Source organism: Kitasatospora sp. NPDC098652 (assembly GCF_044760155.1).
Classification (GTDB): Bacteria; Actinomycetota; Actinomycetes; order Streptomycetales; family Streptomycetaceae; genus Kitasatospora.
This window is the reverse complement of the sequence record NZ_JBIWAQ010000002.1, coordinates 648,447-663,244: the sequence shown is the minus strand read 5'-3', so window position 1 is coordinate 663,244 and position 14,798 is coordinate 648,447. Positions and strand designations below refer to the sequence as shown.

Sequence of the window (14,798 nt, the reverse complement as noted above, 5' to 3'; positions counted from 1 at the left end):
CTGAGCGCCGACGCCCCAGCCCCGCATCTACTAGTGCGATTAGTATCACGAGTGGCGCTGTGGGGATTGCCGGGGAGAGTGCGGTTGCCGCCTGCTCGGTGTCAGGTGCCCATCACGATGAGGCCCGCGACGGCGATCACCGCGGCGGCCGGCCAGCCGAAGAGCAGGTCGTCGAGCCCCGAGTTGGTGAGCTTGAAGGCGCCTGCGTGCTCAAGGAAGTGGACGACGGCCATGAGGATCGCGAAGGTCACCAGGGCAATTCCGGCCTTGAATCGGCGGCTGCGCTTCAGGCGAAGTCTCACCGGGGTCCGGCGATCCGGAGCCGAGCTCGGCTGGGTGGTCTTCATCGGGATCTCCAGGTCTTGGGGTGGAGCCGGCGGGCCGGATGTCGGCGCGCGCCCGCGGAGTCCGGGGCGCCTCGACCCTTTTACCCTAATCAGCTTAGTAGATTGATGATGTGGGGTGCCGATGTCGCCCGGCGGAGGGTGAGTGTCGGCCCGGCCGGGGAGGGGCCCCCGATCATCTACGAATGAGATTAGGCGGGATGCCTATACTGCGAGGGTGCAGCTTGCCTTCCTCCCCAGTCCCTCGCGCGGCGTGATCCACCTCGGGCCACTGCCCCTGCGCGCCTACGCGTTCTGCATCATCCTCGGCATCGTCGTGGCCGTCTGGCTCGGTGGGCGCCGCTGGGCCGCCCGGGGTGGTGACCGGGCGGCCGTCGCGGACATCGCGCTGTGGATGGTGCCGTTCGGCCTCCTCGGCGGGCGGCTGTATCACGTGATCACCACGCCGGAGCCGTACTTCAAGGCGAACGGCAACCCCGTGCACGCCCTCTACGTCTGGAACGGCGGCCTCGGCATCCCGGGCGCGCTCGCCCTCGGGGCGGTGGGGGCGTGGATCGGCTGCCGCCGGCGGGGCATCGCGCTGCCGGCCTTCGCCGACGCGATCGCGCCCGGCATCGCCCTGGCCCAGGCGATCGGGCGCTGGGGCAACTGGTTCAACCAGGAACTCTTCGGCCGTCCGACCACCCTGCCGTGGGGCCTGGAGATCAGCCCGGCCAAGAGGCCTGCGGGCCTGGAGAACGTGGCGACCTACCATCCGACGTTCCTCTACGAGTCCCTGTGGAGCGTCGGTGTGGCACTGCTGGTCATCTGGGCCGACCGCCGGTTCCGGCTCGGGCACGGCCGGGCGTTCGCGCTCTACGTCGCCGCGTACGCCGTCGGCCGCTTCTGGGTCGAGTACCTGCGCATCGACGAGGCGCACGCGTTCCTGGGCCTGCGGCTGAACGACTGGACCTCGATCGCCGCCTTCGCCGGCGCCGCCGCCTGCTTCGTGTTCTCCGCCCGGCGCAGGCCCGGCCGCGAGGAGATCACCGTGGACGACAACCGGCGGCATGCGGCGGCGGAGCAGACGAAGGGCGCCTGACGGGTCGGGCCCTCAGCGGCCCGTCGAGACGGCACGGAATTCCGGTTGCGCCCGCCGCCGGCGCAGGAAGCTCCAGCCCACCCCTGCGATCGCGAGCGCCGTCAGGGAGGCTTCCGGCAGCACGCCGAGCCGCGCGGCAGGCGTGCTGCCGCTGATCAGCGGAACGCGGCGCACCAGGTGGGCGCTGCGCCAGGTGCCGGCGGAGGCCGCGACCCGGCCGTCCGGCCCGATGACGGCGCTCACCCCGGTGGTGGAGGCCACCGCGACCGAACGGCCGTACTCGATAGCGCGCACCCGGGCCATGGCCACCTGCTGGGTGGACTGGCCGGCCCGCAGACCGCGTTCGTAGGTGGCGTTGTTGGTCTGGACGACCAGGAGGTTCGCCCCGCCCCGGACGGCGTCGCGCACCAGCGCGTCGTAACCGACCTCGTAGCAGATCACGTCGCCGATCCTCGCCGGGCCGGCGGTCAGCGGTGCCTGCGCGGAGCCGGGGGTGAAGTCGCGCGGGATCAGCTGGAGTTCGCCCAGGCCGCCGAGCAGGCCGCGCAGCGGGATGTACTCGCCGAAGGGGACGAGCTGGCGCTTCGCGTAGCTCTGGGTGGGGCCGATGCCGGGCAGCCAGACCTGGCCGGCGTTGAAGGTGCGGCCCTGGTCGTCCCGCAGGATGGCGCCGATGAGCAGGGGGCGGTCCAGCGCGGCGGCGGCGCCGGAGACCAGACTGCGGAGTTCCGGATCGCGGTTCGGGTCGCTGTCCAGGGAGTTCTCCGGCCAGAGCACGAGATCGGGTCGGGGCAGCTCACCCCGGCGGACGGCGGCGGCCAGCTCGGCGGTCTCCCGGGCGTGGTTCTCGGCCACGTCCACTACCCGGGCCTGCTCCTCCAGCGACCGGGTGCGTGGCACGTTGCCCTGCACGACCGCGACCACGGCGGCTCCTTCGGTGCGCGGCGTGAGCGACAACAGCGGGGGAACGGCGATGATCGCCGCCATCGCCGCGCCAACCGGTGCGACTCGTCGGTATCCGCGACTGCGGCCGACGGCGACGAGCCAGGCGGCCAGCGAGCCCAGCAGGGCGGTGGCGAAGCTCAGCAGGGGCGACCCGCCGACGGCGGCCCACACGGCGTACGGCGCGTCGGCCTGGCTGAACGCCAGTCGGCCCCACGGGAATCCGCCCAATGGCGCGCGCCCTCGGACGGCCTCGGTGGCCACCCACCAGGCCGCGAAGAACACCGGCCAGCCGCGCATGGACAGCAGCCGGGGCAGGGGGAGGGCGAGCAGTCCGAGCAGCACGGACTCGGCAGCGGTCAGGCCCAGCCAGGCGGCCGGCGTGAGGTTGGCCAGCCAGACCAGCAGAGGGCCGAAGAAGGCGAGGCCGAAGAGTGTGCCGCACGCGAAGGCGGCCCGCTTGCGACGTCCGCGCACCGCGAGGGCGAGCAGGGCCGGGCCTGCGGGCGCCAGCCACCAGAGCCCGATCGGCGGGAAGGCGGCGTACAGCAGCACGCCTCCGCCGAGCGCGGCCGGCCAGGAGCGTTTCGCCCGCAACGATCGGGCGGCCGCCGTCAGGCGGGCCGCGAGCCGGCCGAGCGGGTGTCGGCGATCCGTCGGCATTCCCTCGGGTGCGGACGCGACGGACTGCCCGATCGTGGTGTCGGGTCCGGGTGCGGCGTTCAACGGCTCTCTTTCGGTCGATGGTTGCACACCGGGGCCGGCCGGGCCCGACCAGGGGCGCGGGAGCCGTAGGGGCAGGGCATGGGCGACCGCGCGGCACCGGGGGATGGCTGCGGCGCAGCCCGTCCATGCTCGGCTGGTGCCGGACCAGGCAACGGGTTAACTGCTAAGTAGCTTAGTTGATAGTGGAGGATGGGAGAACGTTCAGTGCGGCAGGAACGCCGGCACCAGAGCGAGGCCGGCGGGCGTGATCAGCAGCAGCCCCGCGCCGATGCTTGCCGCAAGCCGCCGCCCGACGCCGACCGGTGAATCCGCCCGCAGCAGCCGCCGCACTCGTTCGGCGGTGGCACCGGGCTGCTTCGGGATCCCGGCCCCGACCATCAGGGTGGCGCACCCGCCCCGTGCGATGAGGCGGGCGGCAGCGGCGCGCCCGACACGGCGGGCGGTGAAGTCGTCGGCGGCGATGTCGGCCAGGCGACGCACTTGCCCGGCGAAGAGATCGAGCACCGCCACGCCGGGAAACGCCCGCACCGGGAGTTCGGCCCACCGGATCATCCAGTGGTGGCCGCCGCGCAGCTGAGCACGGGCGCGGTGGAACAGCGCCTGCTGTTCCGGCGCGGTCAGCCTGCGACTCAGGGCGGTGGTCAGTACCACGTACGCCGGGCGTCCGGGCAGGCAGTAGGCGACCGGGAGCACGCTCTCGACGACGACCAGGCGTGCTGCGCGGGCGCGTTCCCCCGGCAGCCTCGGGGCGACGCCGCGCAGGTGGGCGCGGCTCTTCCGGCCGGCGCGGCCGGCCCGGTGGGCGAGCGAGACCGCGGTGGCGACGAGGTTCATCAGCATCCACGCCAGCACCGCCCAGCCCAGAGCGTCGGCGAGGAGGACGTGAGGGCCGTAGTCCGACCGGACGTGCGCCGTCGGCAGGTCGAGGGCCCAGGCCACGAGGGCGGCCCAGCCGCCCGGGAGCGCGGCGAGAGCCGCCAGGACCAGGGCCTGCCCCGCCGAAACCGCGGCGAGAGCCGCCAGGACCAGGGCCTGCCCCGCCGAAACCGCGGCGGCGACGAGCAGGAGCAGGGCCGGGCGGGGAGTCCGGGAACCCCACGTTCCCCGACTGGTCGCGCGAGGCGCAACGGCCATCGCGGCCACCGCGAAGGCGAGCAGGACGAGCGGGAGGATCATGACCATCCTGGATCGGTCGGCGCCGGGGCTCCGGCACGCAGGGCTGTCGGGCACGGAGTGGGGGCCGGAACCCGCCCGGCCCCCACCACCCGGCGTCATCCGGCGTACGCGACCAGCCCCATCATTCCGGCCTCGCCGTGGTAGACGTTGTGGCAGTGCGTCAGCCACTGGCCAGGGTTGTCGGCGTCGAAGAAACTGGACACCGTCTGGCCGGGCAGCACGATCACGGTGTCCTTGCGCGGGCCGGACTCGCCCACCTGGAAGGTGTGGCCGTGCAGATGCATCGGGTGCCACATCTGCGTCCTGTTGGCGAAGTCGATGCGGACCCGCTGCCCCGCGCCGACCAGGAAGGGCGTGGCGGCCGGATTCCGCATGTCGAACGGCCTGCCGTTGATGGACCAGTCGTACCTGTCCATGCTGCCGCGCAGCTCCAGGGTGTGGGTGCGGTCGACGCCGCGGGCGGGCAGGCGGACGTCGTCGGCGGCGCGCAGCTCCAGAGCGGAGACGATCACGCCGTCCAGTTCCTTCGGGCGGACCGAGGCGTCGGGCGCGGAGCCGGAGCCGGTGCGGACCAGGGCGAGGGCGGTGGCGTTCTTGCCCTCGGCGAGGGCGACGAGGGGGAACACCCCGTCCTGGAGGGTGACCAGGACGTCGTACCGCTCGCCCATCCCGATCAGCAGGGCGTCCACGTCCCGGTGCTGGACGGGGTAGCCGTCCGTGTGCGTGATCGTCATGCGGTGTCCGCCGAGCGCGAGCCGGTACGCGGTGTCGCCGCCGGCGTTGACGATCCGCAGCCGGAGCCGCTTGCCGGCCTTGCCGTCGTAGACGGCGGGGTTCGTCGCGAGGCGCCCGTTGATCAGGTGGTGCGGGTAGTTGACATCCCCGGCGTCGCCGCCGAGGAGCGGGCTGGTGGCCCCCATGAGCATGAACTTCATCGACATGCCGCCGCCCATGTCCATGGGGCTGGGCGAAGCGGAGCCCGTCGACATGCCGCCCATGCCCCCCATGTCACCCATCCCGCCCATGTCCATGGTGTGGCCGGCGGACGGCGACCCCATGCCCATCCCGCGCCGCAGCTCGGCGAGCGCCTCGTCGGGGGTGCCGGTGACGCCGTCCAGCCAGTCGTCCAGGACGACCACCCACTCGTCGTCATAGGACAGCGGCTCGCGCGGGTCCTCGACCACCAGCGCCCCGTACAGGCCGCGGTCCAGCTGCGGGCCGACGTGCGGGTGGAACCAGTAGGTGCCGGGATCGGCGGCGGTGAAGCGGTAGGTGAAGCTGTCGCCCGGCTGGATGGCACGCTGGGTGACCGGCGGGATGCCGTCCATGTCGTTGCGCAGCGCGAGGCCGTGCCAGTGGACGGAGGTGGGCTGCGGCAGGTGGTTGGCGACATCGGCGACGAGCGTGTCGCCGGCGGACAGGCGGATCGGTTCGGCGGGCACGCTGCCGCCGAAGCTCCAGGTCTTGACGGTGCGTCCGCCGAGATCGACATCGGTGGCGGCGGCGGTCAGCTTGACGGCCTTCTCCCGGCCGGTGCCGGCGCGCTTCTTCTCGGCCTCGGCGACGGCGGTTCCGGTGGGGCTGACGAGCATCTTCGCGCCGCTCGGGCTGCCGGAACAGGCGGCGAGCAGCCCGGCGCCGGCGGCTCCGAGGCCGGCGAGCAGGACGGAGCGTCGGTCGAGCGAGTTCATGGAAGGTTGTCCTCACGGTCTGCGGGGCGCAGCGGTGCTGCGCGGGGGTGCGGCGAGCAGGGCGCGGACGCCGTTCGGCGTGGCCGCGACCACGGGACCGCTATATGCGCAGGACCGAGCTGCAGGGAGGACCGGGCGGGGACCGCCCCGCTTCGTGGGGGACGACCGCCGTGCCGGCTGCCGACGCGGCGGGCAGGGTCGTCAGGGAGTGGCGCAGGGCGGGCTGCGGCAGGTCGACCGACCGGATACCGGGAGCCTCGCAGAGCCGGTCGTGGGATCCGCAGGCTTCGTGGACCGAGTGGGCCTGCGGGCAGTCCACCGCGGTGGCCGCTGCGCCGGGCGCGGCGGACGCAGCGGCGACCGCCATGCGGGCCACGGAATGGCCGCCGTCGCCGATCGCGGAGGCGGCTGTCTGCGTGTGGTGCAACAGCACGGCAGCGAGCACCCAGAGCACCAGCGTGACCATGACGGCGCGGCGGTTCGCACGGGAGCGTGTCCGGGCGTGTGCCATCTGTGCCGTCGGTCCTTTCGCCCGGGGTGCCGGGATCGTGCGGGCGGGCCGGGCGCCCTCCGCACGGTGCTCAACGGTACGCGCCCGCACAGGTTTCGCTCCGCTCGGGGTGCCGGTCCGGTTCGTCCGTCGGAAGCCCGGTGCCCGCGGATCCGGTCGGGCCATCCTGGCGCGCACTACGATGGACCTTCGGAATCGATGGTGGCGACGGAGGGCAGGGGCGTGCGCAGACTGGGCGAGCTGGAGGCGGAGATCATGGACCGCCTGTGGACCTGGGGGCACCCGGCCACCGTGCGGGAGATCGTCGACGACCTGAACCGCACCCGCCCGGTCGCCTACACCACCGTCATGACCGTCGCCGACATCCTCCACACGAAGGGCATGCTGCGCAGGGAGAAGTCCGGCCGCGCCTGGCTCTACGACCCGATCTGCTCCCGCGAGTCGTACACGGCCGCGCTGATGCGCGATGCCCTCGGCGAGAACCCCAACCCCTCGGGTGCGCTCGTCAGGCTGGTCGAGCAGATGTCACCGGATGAGGTGGCGGCGCTGCGACGTGCGCTGCGGGCCGCGGGATCGCGGAGCGAGCGGTGACCGGGGCCGTCGCACTGCTCGCCTACGCGGCCGTCGTCGGCACCCTGGTTCCGGCCGTCCTGCGCCGCGCCACGTGGACGCATCGCGCCCCGGTACTCGGCGTCGCGCTCTGGCAGGGTCTGGCCCTGTCCTTCGTCGTCGCCGTCGCGCTGGCGGCCCACCACCTGGCCGCTCCGACCGAGCACCTCCACTCCGGGCTGATGGGCCTGCTGCACGCGTGCGGCCTCGACGCGGCCTCGTCCACGGCGCTCCCCGCCGAGGGCGGCGACGCCTGGCGGCTGCTGGTCCCGCTGGCCGTCGGGCTGTGGCCGGTCGGCTGGTTCGCCGTGCTGCTGACCCGGTCGCTGCGCCGCCGCCGCCGCCACATCGGCCTGCTCGATCTGGTCGCCCGCCGCGCGCCGGAGCTCGACGCCTTGGTCCTCGACCATGACGTCCCCGCCGCGTACTGCCTGCCCGGCCGCAAGCATCGGGTGGTCCTCACCCGCGGCGCACTCGACATCCTGACCCCGGAGCAGCTGCGGGCCGTCCTGGAGCACGAGCGGGCCCACGTGAGCGGCCGCCACCACCTGGCCCAGGCGGCCGCCGAGGCCTACACCCGTGCCTTCCCTCTCCTGCCGCTCGCCCGCAGGGTCGAGGAGGAGACCAGGCTGCTGCTGGAGATGGCGGCCGACGACCGTGCGGTGCGCCACCACTCGCGCGAGGCCCTCGCCACCGCCATGTACGAGGTCGCTGCCGGGCAGGTCCCGGCCGCCGCCTTCGGCGCCGGCGGCCCCGCCGCACTGATCCGGCTGCGCCGCCTGCTTGCCCCGGCCCGGACCACGCATCCGGCGACCTGGCTGACGATCGCCTCCTTCGCCGTGGCCGTTCCGGTGCTGCCGCTGCTGGTGGCCTGCGGCCCCGTCGGCTGAGGCCCCCCGGGCGCCGACCCGGCGATGTCCGGCGCGGCGGACCGGCACAAGCACAGGCCACACGACGGCCCGGCCACCCCGCCTTCTTCGGCGGGGTGGCCGGGCCGTTCTGTGGCGTCAGCCTTCCGGGACGGCGGCGGCTCAGCCGTTGCCGAGCAGCTGCTTCATCTCGGCGATCTCCGCCGCCTGGGAGGTGCTGATGGACTCGGCCATCTTCTTCGCCGGCTCGTAGGTGCCCTTGGCGGTCTCGTCCTTGGCCATGGTGACGGCGCCCTCGTGGTGGGCGATCATGCCGGCGAGGAAGGCCTTGTCGAACTCGGCACCGCTGAGCGACTGCAGCTTGGCCATGTCACCGTCGCCCATCATGCCCGGCATCGACGGCATGGACATACCCGGCATGGACGAGCCGGGGGCCATCGAGTGGGTCATCCCAGGCATGCCGGACATCCCGCCGTCGGTGGGTACCTGCTGGCCCCACGCCGACAGCCAGGCGCTCATCTGGATGATCTCCGGGTTCTGCGCCGCCTTGATCTTCATCGCGAGTGCCTTGACCTGCGGCGAGGCCGCACGGGTGTCGGCCAGCTCGGCCATGGCCAGGGCCTGCCGGTGGTGCGGGATCATCTGCTGGGCGAAGGACACGTCGACGGCGTTGTGGTCGCCGGCCGGAACGGGCACCGGCTCCTCGGGGATGCACGCATCCTCGACGTCCGCCATGGGCGCGGGCCACACGCGGTGCGGCTGCGACGGCCAGCACGAGATGCACGCCGGATCCGTGTGCCAGGCCGCTGGGATCTGCTCGACGCCTCTCGTACCTCCGGCGCACCCGGCCCCCGACCGGTCCCTCGTGGTCGCCGCAGAACCCGGTTCCGTACTCTCCCACGCCGAAGCCGGCCGCGGACCGCCATCACTCGCCGCTCTCCAACTCCTGCGCATATAGGGCGGGCCCGTGCGCTCGTCGCACGTTCGCCCTCACCCACTTCTCACAGGAGTTCCTTCAGCGTGTCTGTTTCCGTCCGCAAGCTCTCCCGCCGTGCCGCGATGATGGGCCTGGGCGCCGTCGCAGCCGTGGCCCTGACCGCCTGTTCCAGCGGCATGTCCGGAATGGACCACGGCTCCATGTCCGGTGCCGCCAGCGCGTCCAGCCCGGCCGCCCCCGCCTCGGTGCTTGCCACCCGCCCGGTTGGAGCCGCCAGCGAGTGCATGGTGAGCAGGCCGAGGAGCACCGCCAGCACGGCGAGCACCCGCAGGCCGAAGTGCCTGTGGGCGCGTGCGGGTCGAGTCCTCGGCGTGTCCATCGGGCATCACTTTAGAGCAGGTCTGGCCGCGGCCGCCGCTGGGCCCGCGACCTCGGGAGGGATCGATGTCCCGAGGGCGCTTGCGCGGGCCCATCACCTATCTACTAAGTTGGCTAGTGAATTTGCGGCGAGTGCCGCCGTGCACCGCTGATCGTCCCCGGTCCGCGGGCTGATCTGTCATGCCGAAGGAGCGCGCTGAGCGATGGGAAACCACCGGAAGCCGAACCCGCCGAGCCGGGCCCGCCTGGCCGTCGTGACCACCGCCATGGCCGGCACGGCGGTCCTCGCCTCCGCGACCTCCTCCCACGCCGAGCCCAAGCCCTCGGTGGACGCCGTCAAGACCCAGGTCGAGGCCCTGAACGAGCAGGCCGAGGCCTCGATCGAGAAGTACAACGGCTTCAAGGAGAAGCAGCAGAAGCTGCAGACCGAGGCCAACCAGATACAGGAGCGGGTCGCCTCCGGGCAGGAGAAGATCAACGGGCTGCGCACCGAGCTCGGAGGCGTGGCTGCCGAGCAGTACCGCAACGGCGGGATCGACCCCACCGTGCAGCTGATGCTCAGCTCAAGCCCCGAGTCCTACCTCACCCAGGCCTCGATGCAGGGGCAGGTCGCCAGCTCCCAGGCGGACCTGCTCAAGCAGCTCCAGAGCGAGCAGCGCGGCCTGGACCAGGACCGCGCCGAGGCCACCGCGACACTGGCCGAACTCGACCGCAGCAACGCGGCCCTGGCCGCCGAGAAGAAGGGCATCCAGGACAAGCTCTCCCAGGCGCAGGCGCTGCTCAACAAGCTCAGCGCCGAGGAGCGGGCACGGGTGAACGCGCAGGACGCGGCGGCCACCCGCGCCTCGCGCGCCGGCAGCCGCAACGAGCCGGCACCCACCTACCAGGGCCCGGCCACCGGCCGCGCCGCCGACGCGGTCAAGTTCGCCTACGCCCAGCTCGGGAAGCCCTACGTCTGGGGTGCCACCGGTCCGGGCTCATTCGACTGTTCGGGACTCACCGGCGCGGCCTGGAAGGCCGCCGGGGTGTCCCTGCCGCGCATTTCCCAGGACCAGTGGAATGCGGGGAAGCGCGTGAGCAGGGCCGACCTACAGCCCGGTGACCTGGTGTTCTTCTACTCCGACCTGCACCACGTCGGCCTCTACATCGGCGACGGAAAGATGATCCACGCGCCGCGGACCGGCAAGAACGTGGAGATCCTGCCCATCGACAGCATGGACGGCCCCTTCATGGGGGGCGTGCGCCCCTGACGATGTGTTGTGTAGGTTCCGGTTGATCTTGTCGTTGACCGGTCGACTTGTCATCGACCAGACGCCGCCTACGGGAAGCCGCAGGTCAAGTGTCCGAGCGATCTGCTGCCCGACCGCTACGGGCTCAAGCTCCGAGGAATCTGACAGATCGGTCGGACGAATCCGCCGACAAGTCGTCCGCCTTCCTGCTCACTCGCGCCGGCTGGAGACTCCAGGGCAGCGTTCAGGCGGCCTTGGTGGAGAATCCTTGGTCGCGGTGCCCTTCGCGTCTGTTCGGTCATACTCGGTCGTGAATCGTCGGTGAGGTGCGGGTCTGGGCGGGGGCGCGTTCTCGTCCCTGTCGGCCAGGGGCACCGGCCGTCTTCGATATACCCCCTTGTGGTATCGGTGCGATGGAGTGCGGGGCATGTGCCCTGCGAAGCCGCCTGCGGGGCGAGGCTTGGGTGCGCGGAACGCCCGGAGCCTGGGCGCGCGTAACGGTGGCGCTGGCCTGCGAGCAGGCGTTCTGGACATCGTGCTGTCTTCAGGCTTGCCGTTTATACCCCCTAGGGGTATAAACGAAGGAGTCCGGGTATACCCCGGGCGGGTACGCAAGAAGTCGCGAAGACCATGGAGGCTCCAATGTCCTGCTGCTCCGAGAACGGCACCTGCTCCACCACCGCCGTCGAGACGGCGGAATCGGCCGCCGTCACCACCGTCTACGCGGTCGCCGGGATGACCTGCGGCCACTGCGAGCAGGCTGTCGGCAAGGCGGTGTCCGGCCTGGCCGGTGTCACCGCCGTGAGCGTCGACGTCAAGGCCGGCCTGGTCACCGTCTCCGCCGAGGCCGAGCCGGACGAGGCCGCCCTGCGCGCCGCGATCGACGACGCGGGCTACGAGCTCACCGGCCGCGCCTGATCCGCGCCGACGCTGCCCCCCGGCTCCCGGGGCCGGACCCCCTGGAGGTATCCGGGCCATGGGCCCGAAGGACTTGATCGACGACTGTCACGAGGAGCGACGATGACTACGCAGGCACCCGCCTCCGCGGAGATGGAACTCTCGATCGGCGGAATGACGTGCGCCTCGTGCGCGGCCCGCATCGAGAAGAAGCTCAACCGGATGGACGGGGTCACCGCCAGCGTCAACTACGCCACCGAGAAGGCGAAGGTCTCCTTCGAGGACGGCGTCGAGGTCGCCGACCTGATCGCCACCGTCGAAGCCACCGGCTACACCGCGGCGCTTCCCAAGCCCCCGGCCACCGACGGCCGGGCCGACTCCGGCGAGCCGGCCGAGCCGACCGACGAACTCGCCTCGCTGCGGGCCCGGTTGTTCACCGCGCTGGCGCTCGCCGTGCCCGTGATCGCGATGGCGATGGTGCCCGCGCTGCAGTTCGACAACTGGCAGTGGCTCTCCCTGACCCTGACCGCCCCGGTCGTCACCTACGCCGCTTGGCCGTTCCACCGGGCGGCTTGGACCAACGCCCGGCACGGCGCCGCGACGATGGACACCCTGGTCTCGCTCGGCACCGGCGCCGCGTTCCTGTGGTCGCTGTGGGCGCTGTTCTTCGGCGACGCCGGGATGGCCGGCATGCGGCACGGCTTCGAGTTCACCATCGCCCGCAGCGACGGTGCGTCCAACATCTACCTGGAGGCTGCGGCCGGCGTCACCGCCTTCATCCTGGCCGGCCGCTACTTCGAGGCCCGCTCCAAGCGCACCGCCGGCGCCGCGCTCAAGGCGCTGCTGGAACTGGGCGCCAAGGACGTGACGGTGCTGCGCGGCTCCACCGAGGTGCGCATCCCGATCGCCGACCTCGCCGTGGGCGACCGCTTCCTGGTGCGGCCCGGCGAGAAGATCGCGACCGACGGCACGGTGGTCGAGGGTGCTTCGGCGGTGGACGCCTCGATGCTGACCGGCGAGTCCGTGCCGGTCGAGGTCGGGGTCGGCGGCAGCGTCACCGGCGCGACCGTCAACGCGGGCGGCCGGCTGGTCGTCGAGGCCACCCGGGTCGGTGGGGACACCCAGCTGTCCCGGATGGCCAGGCTGGTCGAGGACGCGCAGAACGGCAAGGCCGCCGCGCAGCGCCTCGCCGACCGGATCTCCGCGGTCTTCGTGCCGATCGTCATCACCCTGGCGGTGGCCACCCTCGGCTACTGGCTGGGCACCGGGGAGGGCTGGACCGCTGCCTTCACCGCCGCGGTGGCCGTGCTGATCATCGCCTGCCCGTGCGCCCTCGGCCTGGCCACCCCGACCGCGCTGCTCGTCGGCACCGGCCGCGGCGCCCAGCTCGGCATCCTGATCAAGGGCCCGGAGGTCCTGGAGTCCACCCGCAAGGTCGACACCATCGTCCTGGACAAGACCGGCACCGTCACCACCGGGCAGATGACCCTGCTCGCCGTCCACACCGCCGCCACCACCACCCGGGCCGAGGTGCTGCGGCTGGCCGGCGCCCTGGAGCACGCCTCCGAGCACCCGATCGCCCGGGCGATCGCCAACGCCGCCGCCAAGGCCGGCGAACTGCCCGCCGTCGAGGGCTTCGAGAACGTCCCGGGCCTGGGCGTCCAGGGTGTGGTGGACGGCCACGCGGTGGTGGCCGGCCGCGAGGCCCTGCTCGACGAGTGGTCGCAGTACCTGCCGGAGGAGCTGGCCGAGGCCAAGCGCACCGCCGAGGCCGCCGGCCGCACCGCGATCGCGGTCGGCTGGGACGGCGAGGCGCGGGCCGTGCTGGAGGTCGCCGACGCGGTCAAGCCGACCAGTGCCGAGGCCATCGGCAAGCTGCGTGGGCTGGGCCTGACCCCGGTGCTGCTGACCGGTGACAACCGGTTGGTCGCCGAGGCGGTGGCGGCCGAGGTCGGCATCGCGCCGGAGCACGTGATCGCCGAGGTCATGCCGCAGGACAAGGTCGAGACGGTCAGGCGGCTGCAGGCCGAGGGCCGGGTCGTCGCGATGGTCGGCGACGGCGTCAACGACGCCGCGGCGCTCGCCCAGGCCGACCTGGGCCTGGCCATGGGCACCGGCACCGACGCCGCGATCGAGGCCGGCGACCTCACCCTGGTCCGCGGCGACCTGCTGGCCGCGGCCGACGCCATCCGGCTCTCCCGCAAGACCCTCGCCACCATCAAGAGCAACCTGTTCTGGGCCTTCGGCTACAACGTCGCCGCCCTGCCGCTGGCCGCCGCCGGACTGCTCAACCCGATGATCGCCGGGGCCGCGATGGCCTTCTCCTCGGTCTTCGTGGTCGGCAACAGCCTCCGGCTGCGCCGCTTCCGCTGACACCTGAACCCGAACCGAACGCCGGTGCCCGGTACCGCCTCTGCGGTACCGGGCACGAGCTGTCCGCCGCGTTGGGCTGGGGAGTACGGCGAAGAGGGACGCCATCCGGCGGACACCGCGTCAGCTACCGCGCTGACGAGGCACGCGGGAGTGCACAGGGTGGACGTCAGCCGGGAGTTCGCGGGAAGGCCAGGGTCTCAGTACCACGCGGCAGAACGCACGGCCCGGTCGTTCTCACGGCAGTCTGCCACACACCGCCCAGCTCACGGCCGGGCGGTAGGCAATCCGACGCTGGGGGTCTTGGTGCCCGCAGAGCTGCGCATCGACGTTCTTCTGGTCCGAAGTCTCTGGTGCAGATCCATTACTGAGTGACTGTCAGGGGATTGGCTGATACCCCGCCGGGGTTTAAGTTGATCACCACACATGCGTCGATCACAGGGGGACACGGTCATGGACGGGCACAGTGGTCATGAGCACCACGCCGGACACGAGCACCACGCACAGCACTCGCACCATGAGCATCAAGAGCACCATGCGCACGAACATCACCGCGGAGCAGCCGAGGCCGGCGCGACCAGCTGGGCCACTGCGGCCAAGGCCACGCTGCACTGCCTCACCGGCTGCGCCATCGGCGAGGTACTCGGCATGATCGTCGGCACCGCGCTGGGCCTTCACGGCATCGCGACGGTCGTTTTCTCCGTGGCGCTGGCATTCGTGTTCGGGTACGCGCTGACCATGCGGGGTGTACTGCGCGCCGGGCTGGACTTCGCCAGTGCGGCCAAGGTGGCGCTGGCCGCGGACACCGTGTCGATCATCGTGATGGAGATCATCGACAACGGCGTCATGGTCGGTGTTCCGGGAGCCATGAACGCCGGGCTGGACAGCGTCCTGTTCTGGGTATCCCTCGCCTTCTCGCTCGCCCTGGCCTTCACCCTGACCGTTCCGGTCAACCGCTGGCTCATCGGACGCGGTCAGGGCCACGCTGTCGTGCACGCCTAACCTCGCGCTTTCACGAAGCTGACTGTCCGGCAGGTG

General features: G+C 72.2%; 14 protein-coding genes. 8 read left to right on the top strand and 6 right to left on the bottom strand.

Going from position 1 to position 14,798, the window contains the following annotated elements; all coding sequences use genetic code 11:
- Nucleotides 1–101 precede the first annotated feature (101 nt).
- The gene (locus tag ACIQWA_RS06780) at nucleotides 102–347 is read right to left on the bottom strand and encodes a hypothetical protein (RefSeq protein ID WP_402479037.1); all 246 of its coding nucleotides are present in this window, start codon (nucleotides 345–347) and stop codon (nucleotides 102–104) included.
- 214 nt (nucleotides 348–561) lie between these two features.
- On the opposite strand from ACIQWA_RS06780, the gene lgt reads away from it, so the two are divergent.
- Entirely contained in the window at nucleotides 562–1,425 is an 864-nt protein-coding gene (gene lgt, locus ACIQWA_RS06775) for a prolipoprotein diacylglyceryl transferase (RefSeq protein ID WP_402479034.1), read from the top strand.
- 12 nt (nucleotides 1,426–1,437) lie between these two features.
- Here lgt and lnt read toward each other — a convergent pair whose 3' ends face one another.
- The 3 genes from lnt to ACIQWA_RS06760 all read right to left on the bottom strand — a co-directional run bounded on the left by lnt (nucleotide 1,438) and on the right by ACIQWA_RS06760 (nucleotide 5,960).
- Entirely contained in the window at nucleotides 1,438–3,093 is a 1,656-nt protein-coding gene (gene lnt / locus ACIQWA_RS06770; protein ID WP_402479031.1) for an apolipoprotein N-acyltransferase, read from the bottom strand.
- 201 nt (nucleotides 3,094–3,294) lie between these two features.
- The gene (locus ACIQWA_RS06765; protein WP_402479030.1) at nucleotides 3,295–4,269 is read right to left on the bottom strand and encodes a hypothetical protein; all 975 of its coding nucleotides are present in this window, start codon (nucleotides 4,267–4,269) and stop codon (nucleotides 3,295–3,297) included.
- A gap of 95 nt (nucleotides 4,270–4,364) precedes the next feature.
- Complete coding sequence (locus tag ACIQWA_RS06760; RefSeq protein WP_402479029.1) at nucleotides 4,365–5,960, bottom strand: multicopper oxidase family protein; 1,596 nt, start codon at nucleotides 5,958–5,960, stop codon at nucleotides 4,365–4,367.
- Nucleotides 5,961–6,693: 733 nt separating this feature from the next.
- On the opposite strand from ACIQWA_RS06760, the gene ACIQWA_RS06755 reads away from it, so the two are divergent.
- Nucleotides 6,694–7,062, top strand: a complete 369-nt coding sequence (locus tag ACIQWA_RS06755; protein ID WP_402479026.1) for a BlaI/MecI/CopY family transcriptional regulator — start codon at nucleotides 6,694–6,696, stop codon at nucleotides 7,060–7,062.
- On the top strand, nucleotides 7,059–7,970 hold the full coding sequence (locus ACIQWA_RS06750) for a M56 family metallopeptidase (RefSeq protein ID WP_402479023.1): 912 nt from the start codon (nucleotides 7,059–7,061) through the stop codon (nucleotides 7,968–7,970). Before ACIQWA_RS06755 ends, ACIQWA_RS06750 begins: the two co-directional genes overlap by 4 nt.
- A gap of 141 nt (nucleotides 7,971–8,111) precedes the next feature.
- Here ACIQWA_RS06750 and ACIQWA_RS06745 read toward each other — a convergent pair whose 3' ends face one another.
- Nucleotides 8,112–8,684, bottom strand: coding sequence for a DUF305 domain-containing protein (locus ACIQWA_RS06745; RefSeq protein ID WP_402479020.1), 573 nt, complete (start codon nucleotides 8,682–8,684; stop codon nucleotides 8,112–8,114).
- Here ACIQWA_RS06745 and ACIQWA_RS06740 point away from each other — a divergent pair.
- Entirely contained in the window at nucleotides 8,659–8,907 is a 249-nt protein-coding gene (locus ACIQWA_RS06740) for a DUF6153 family protein (RefSeq protein WP_402479017.1), read from the top strand. The genes ACIQWA_RS06745 and ACIQWA_RS06740 overlap by 26 nt on opposite strands.
- A gap of 43 nt (nucleotides 8,908–8,950) precedes the next feature.
- On the opposite strand, the gene ACIQWA_RS06735 is transcribed toward ACIQWA_RS06740, so the two are convergent.
- Nucleotides 8,951–9,265, bottom strand: coding sequence for a hypothetical protein (locus ACIQWA_RS06735; RefSeq protein WP_402479014.1), 315 nt, complete (start codon nucleotides 9,263–9,265; stop codon nucleotides 8,951–8,953).
- A 202-nt stretch (nucleotides 9,266–9,467) separates the two neighbouring features.
- Between ACIQWA_RS06735 and ACIQWA_RS06730 the strand changes: the two genes are divergently transcribed.
- The 4 genes from ACIQWA_RS06730 to ACIQWA_RS06715 all read left to right on the top strand — a co-directional run bounded on the left by ACIQWA_RS06730 (nucleotide 9,468) and on the right by ACIQWA_RS06715 (nucleotide 14,762).
- On the top strand, nucleotides 9,468–10,514 hold the full coding sequence (locus ACIQWA_RS06730) for an NlpC/P60 family protein (protein WP_402479011.1): 1,047 nt from the start codon (nucleotides 9,468–9,470) through the stop codon (nucleotides 10,512–10,514).
- 621 nt (nucleotides 10,515–11,135) lie between these two features.
- Nucleotides 11,136–11,411 carry a heavy-metal-associated domain-containing protein gene (locus ACIQWA_RS06725; RefSeq protein ID WP_402479008.1) on the top strand — a complete coding sequence of 92 codons (276 nt, stop codon included), beginning with the start codon at nucleotides 11,136–11,138 and terminating at the stop codon, nucleotides 11,409–11,411.
- A 102-nt stretch (nucleotides 11,412–11,513) separates the two neighbouring features.
- A complete protein-coding gene (locus ACIQWA_RS06720; RefSeq protein WP_402479005.1) occupies nucleotides 11,514–13,763 on the top strand; it encodes a heavy metal translocating P-type ATPase in 2,250 nt (749 codons plus the stop codon).
- A 450-nt stretch (nucleotides 13,764–14,213) separates the two neighbouring features.
- Nucleotides 14,214–14,762 carry a DUF4396 domain-containing protein gene (locus ACIQWA_RS06715; protein ID WP_402479002.1) on the top strand — a complete coding sequence of 183 codons (549 nt, stop codon included), beginning with the start codon at nucleotides 14,214–14,216 and terminating at the stop codon, nucleotides 14,760–14,762.
- Nucleotides 14,763–14,798: the final 36 nt, after the last annotated feature.

Excerpts from the sequence above, each read along its gene's own strand:
- ACIQWA_RS06765 (WP_402479030.1), bottom strand. The coding sequence starts at position 4,269 with ATGATCCTCCCGCTCGTCCTGCTCGCCTTCGCGGTGGCCGCGATGGCC.
- ACIQWA_RS06725 (WP_402479008.1), top strand. The coding sequence starts at position 11,136 with ATGTCCTGCTGCTCCGAGAACGGCACCTGCTCCACCACCGCCGTCGAG.
- ACIQWA_RS06735 (WP_402479014.1), bottom strand. The coding sequence starts at position 9,265 with ATGGACACGCCGAGGACTCGACCCGCACGCGCCCACAGGCACTTCGGC.
- ACIQWA_RS06740 (WP_402479017.1), top strand. The coding sequence starts at position 8,659 with ATGCACGCATCCTCGACGTCCGCCATGGGCGCGGGCCACACGCGGTGC.
- ACIQWA_RS06780 (WP_402479037.1), bottom strand. The coding sequence starts at position 347 with ATGAAGACCACCCAGCCGAGCTCGGCTCCGGATCGCCGGACCCCGGTG.
- ACIQWA_RS06760 (WP_402479029.1), bottom strand. The coding sequence starts at position 5,960 with ATGAACTCGCTCGACCGACGCTCCGTCCTGCTCGCCGGCCTCGGAGCC.
- ACIQWA_RS06745 (WP_402479020.1), bottom strand. The coding sequence starts at position 8,684 with ATGGCGGACGTCGAGGATGCGTGCATCCCCGAGGAGCCGGTGCCCGTT.
- ACIQWA_RS06720 (WP_402479005.1), top strand. The coding sequence starts at position 11,514 with ATGACTACGCAGGCACCCGCCTCCGCGGAGATGGAACTCTCGATCGGC.
- ACIQWA_RS06715 (WP_402479002.1), top strand. The coding sequence starts at position 14,214 with ATGGACGGGCACAGTGGTCATGAGCACCACGCCGGACACGAGCACCAC.
- ACIQWA_RS06730 (WP_402479011.1), top strand. The coding sequence starts at position 9,468 with ATGGGAAACCACCGGAAGCCGAACCCGCCGAGCCGGGCCCGCCTGGCC.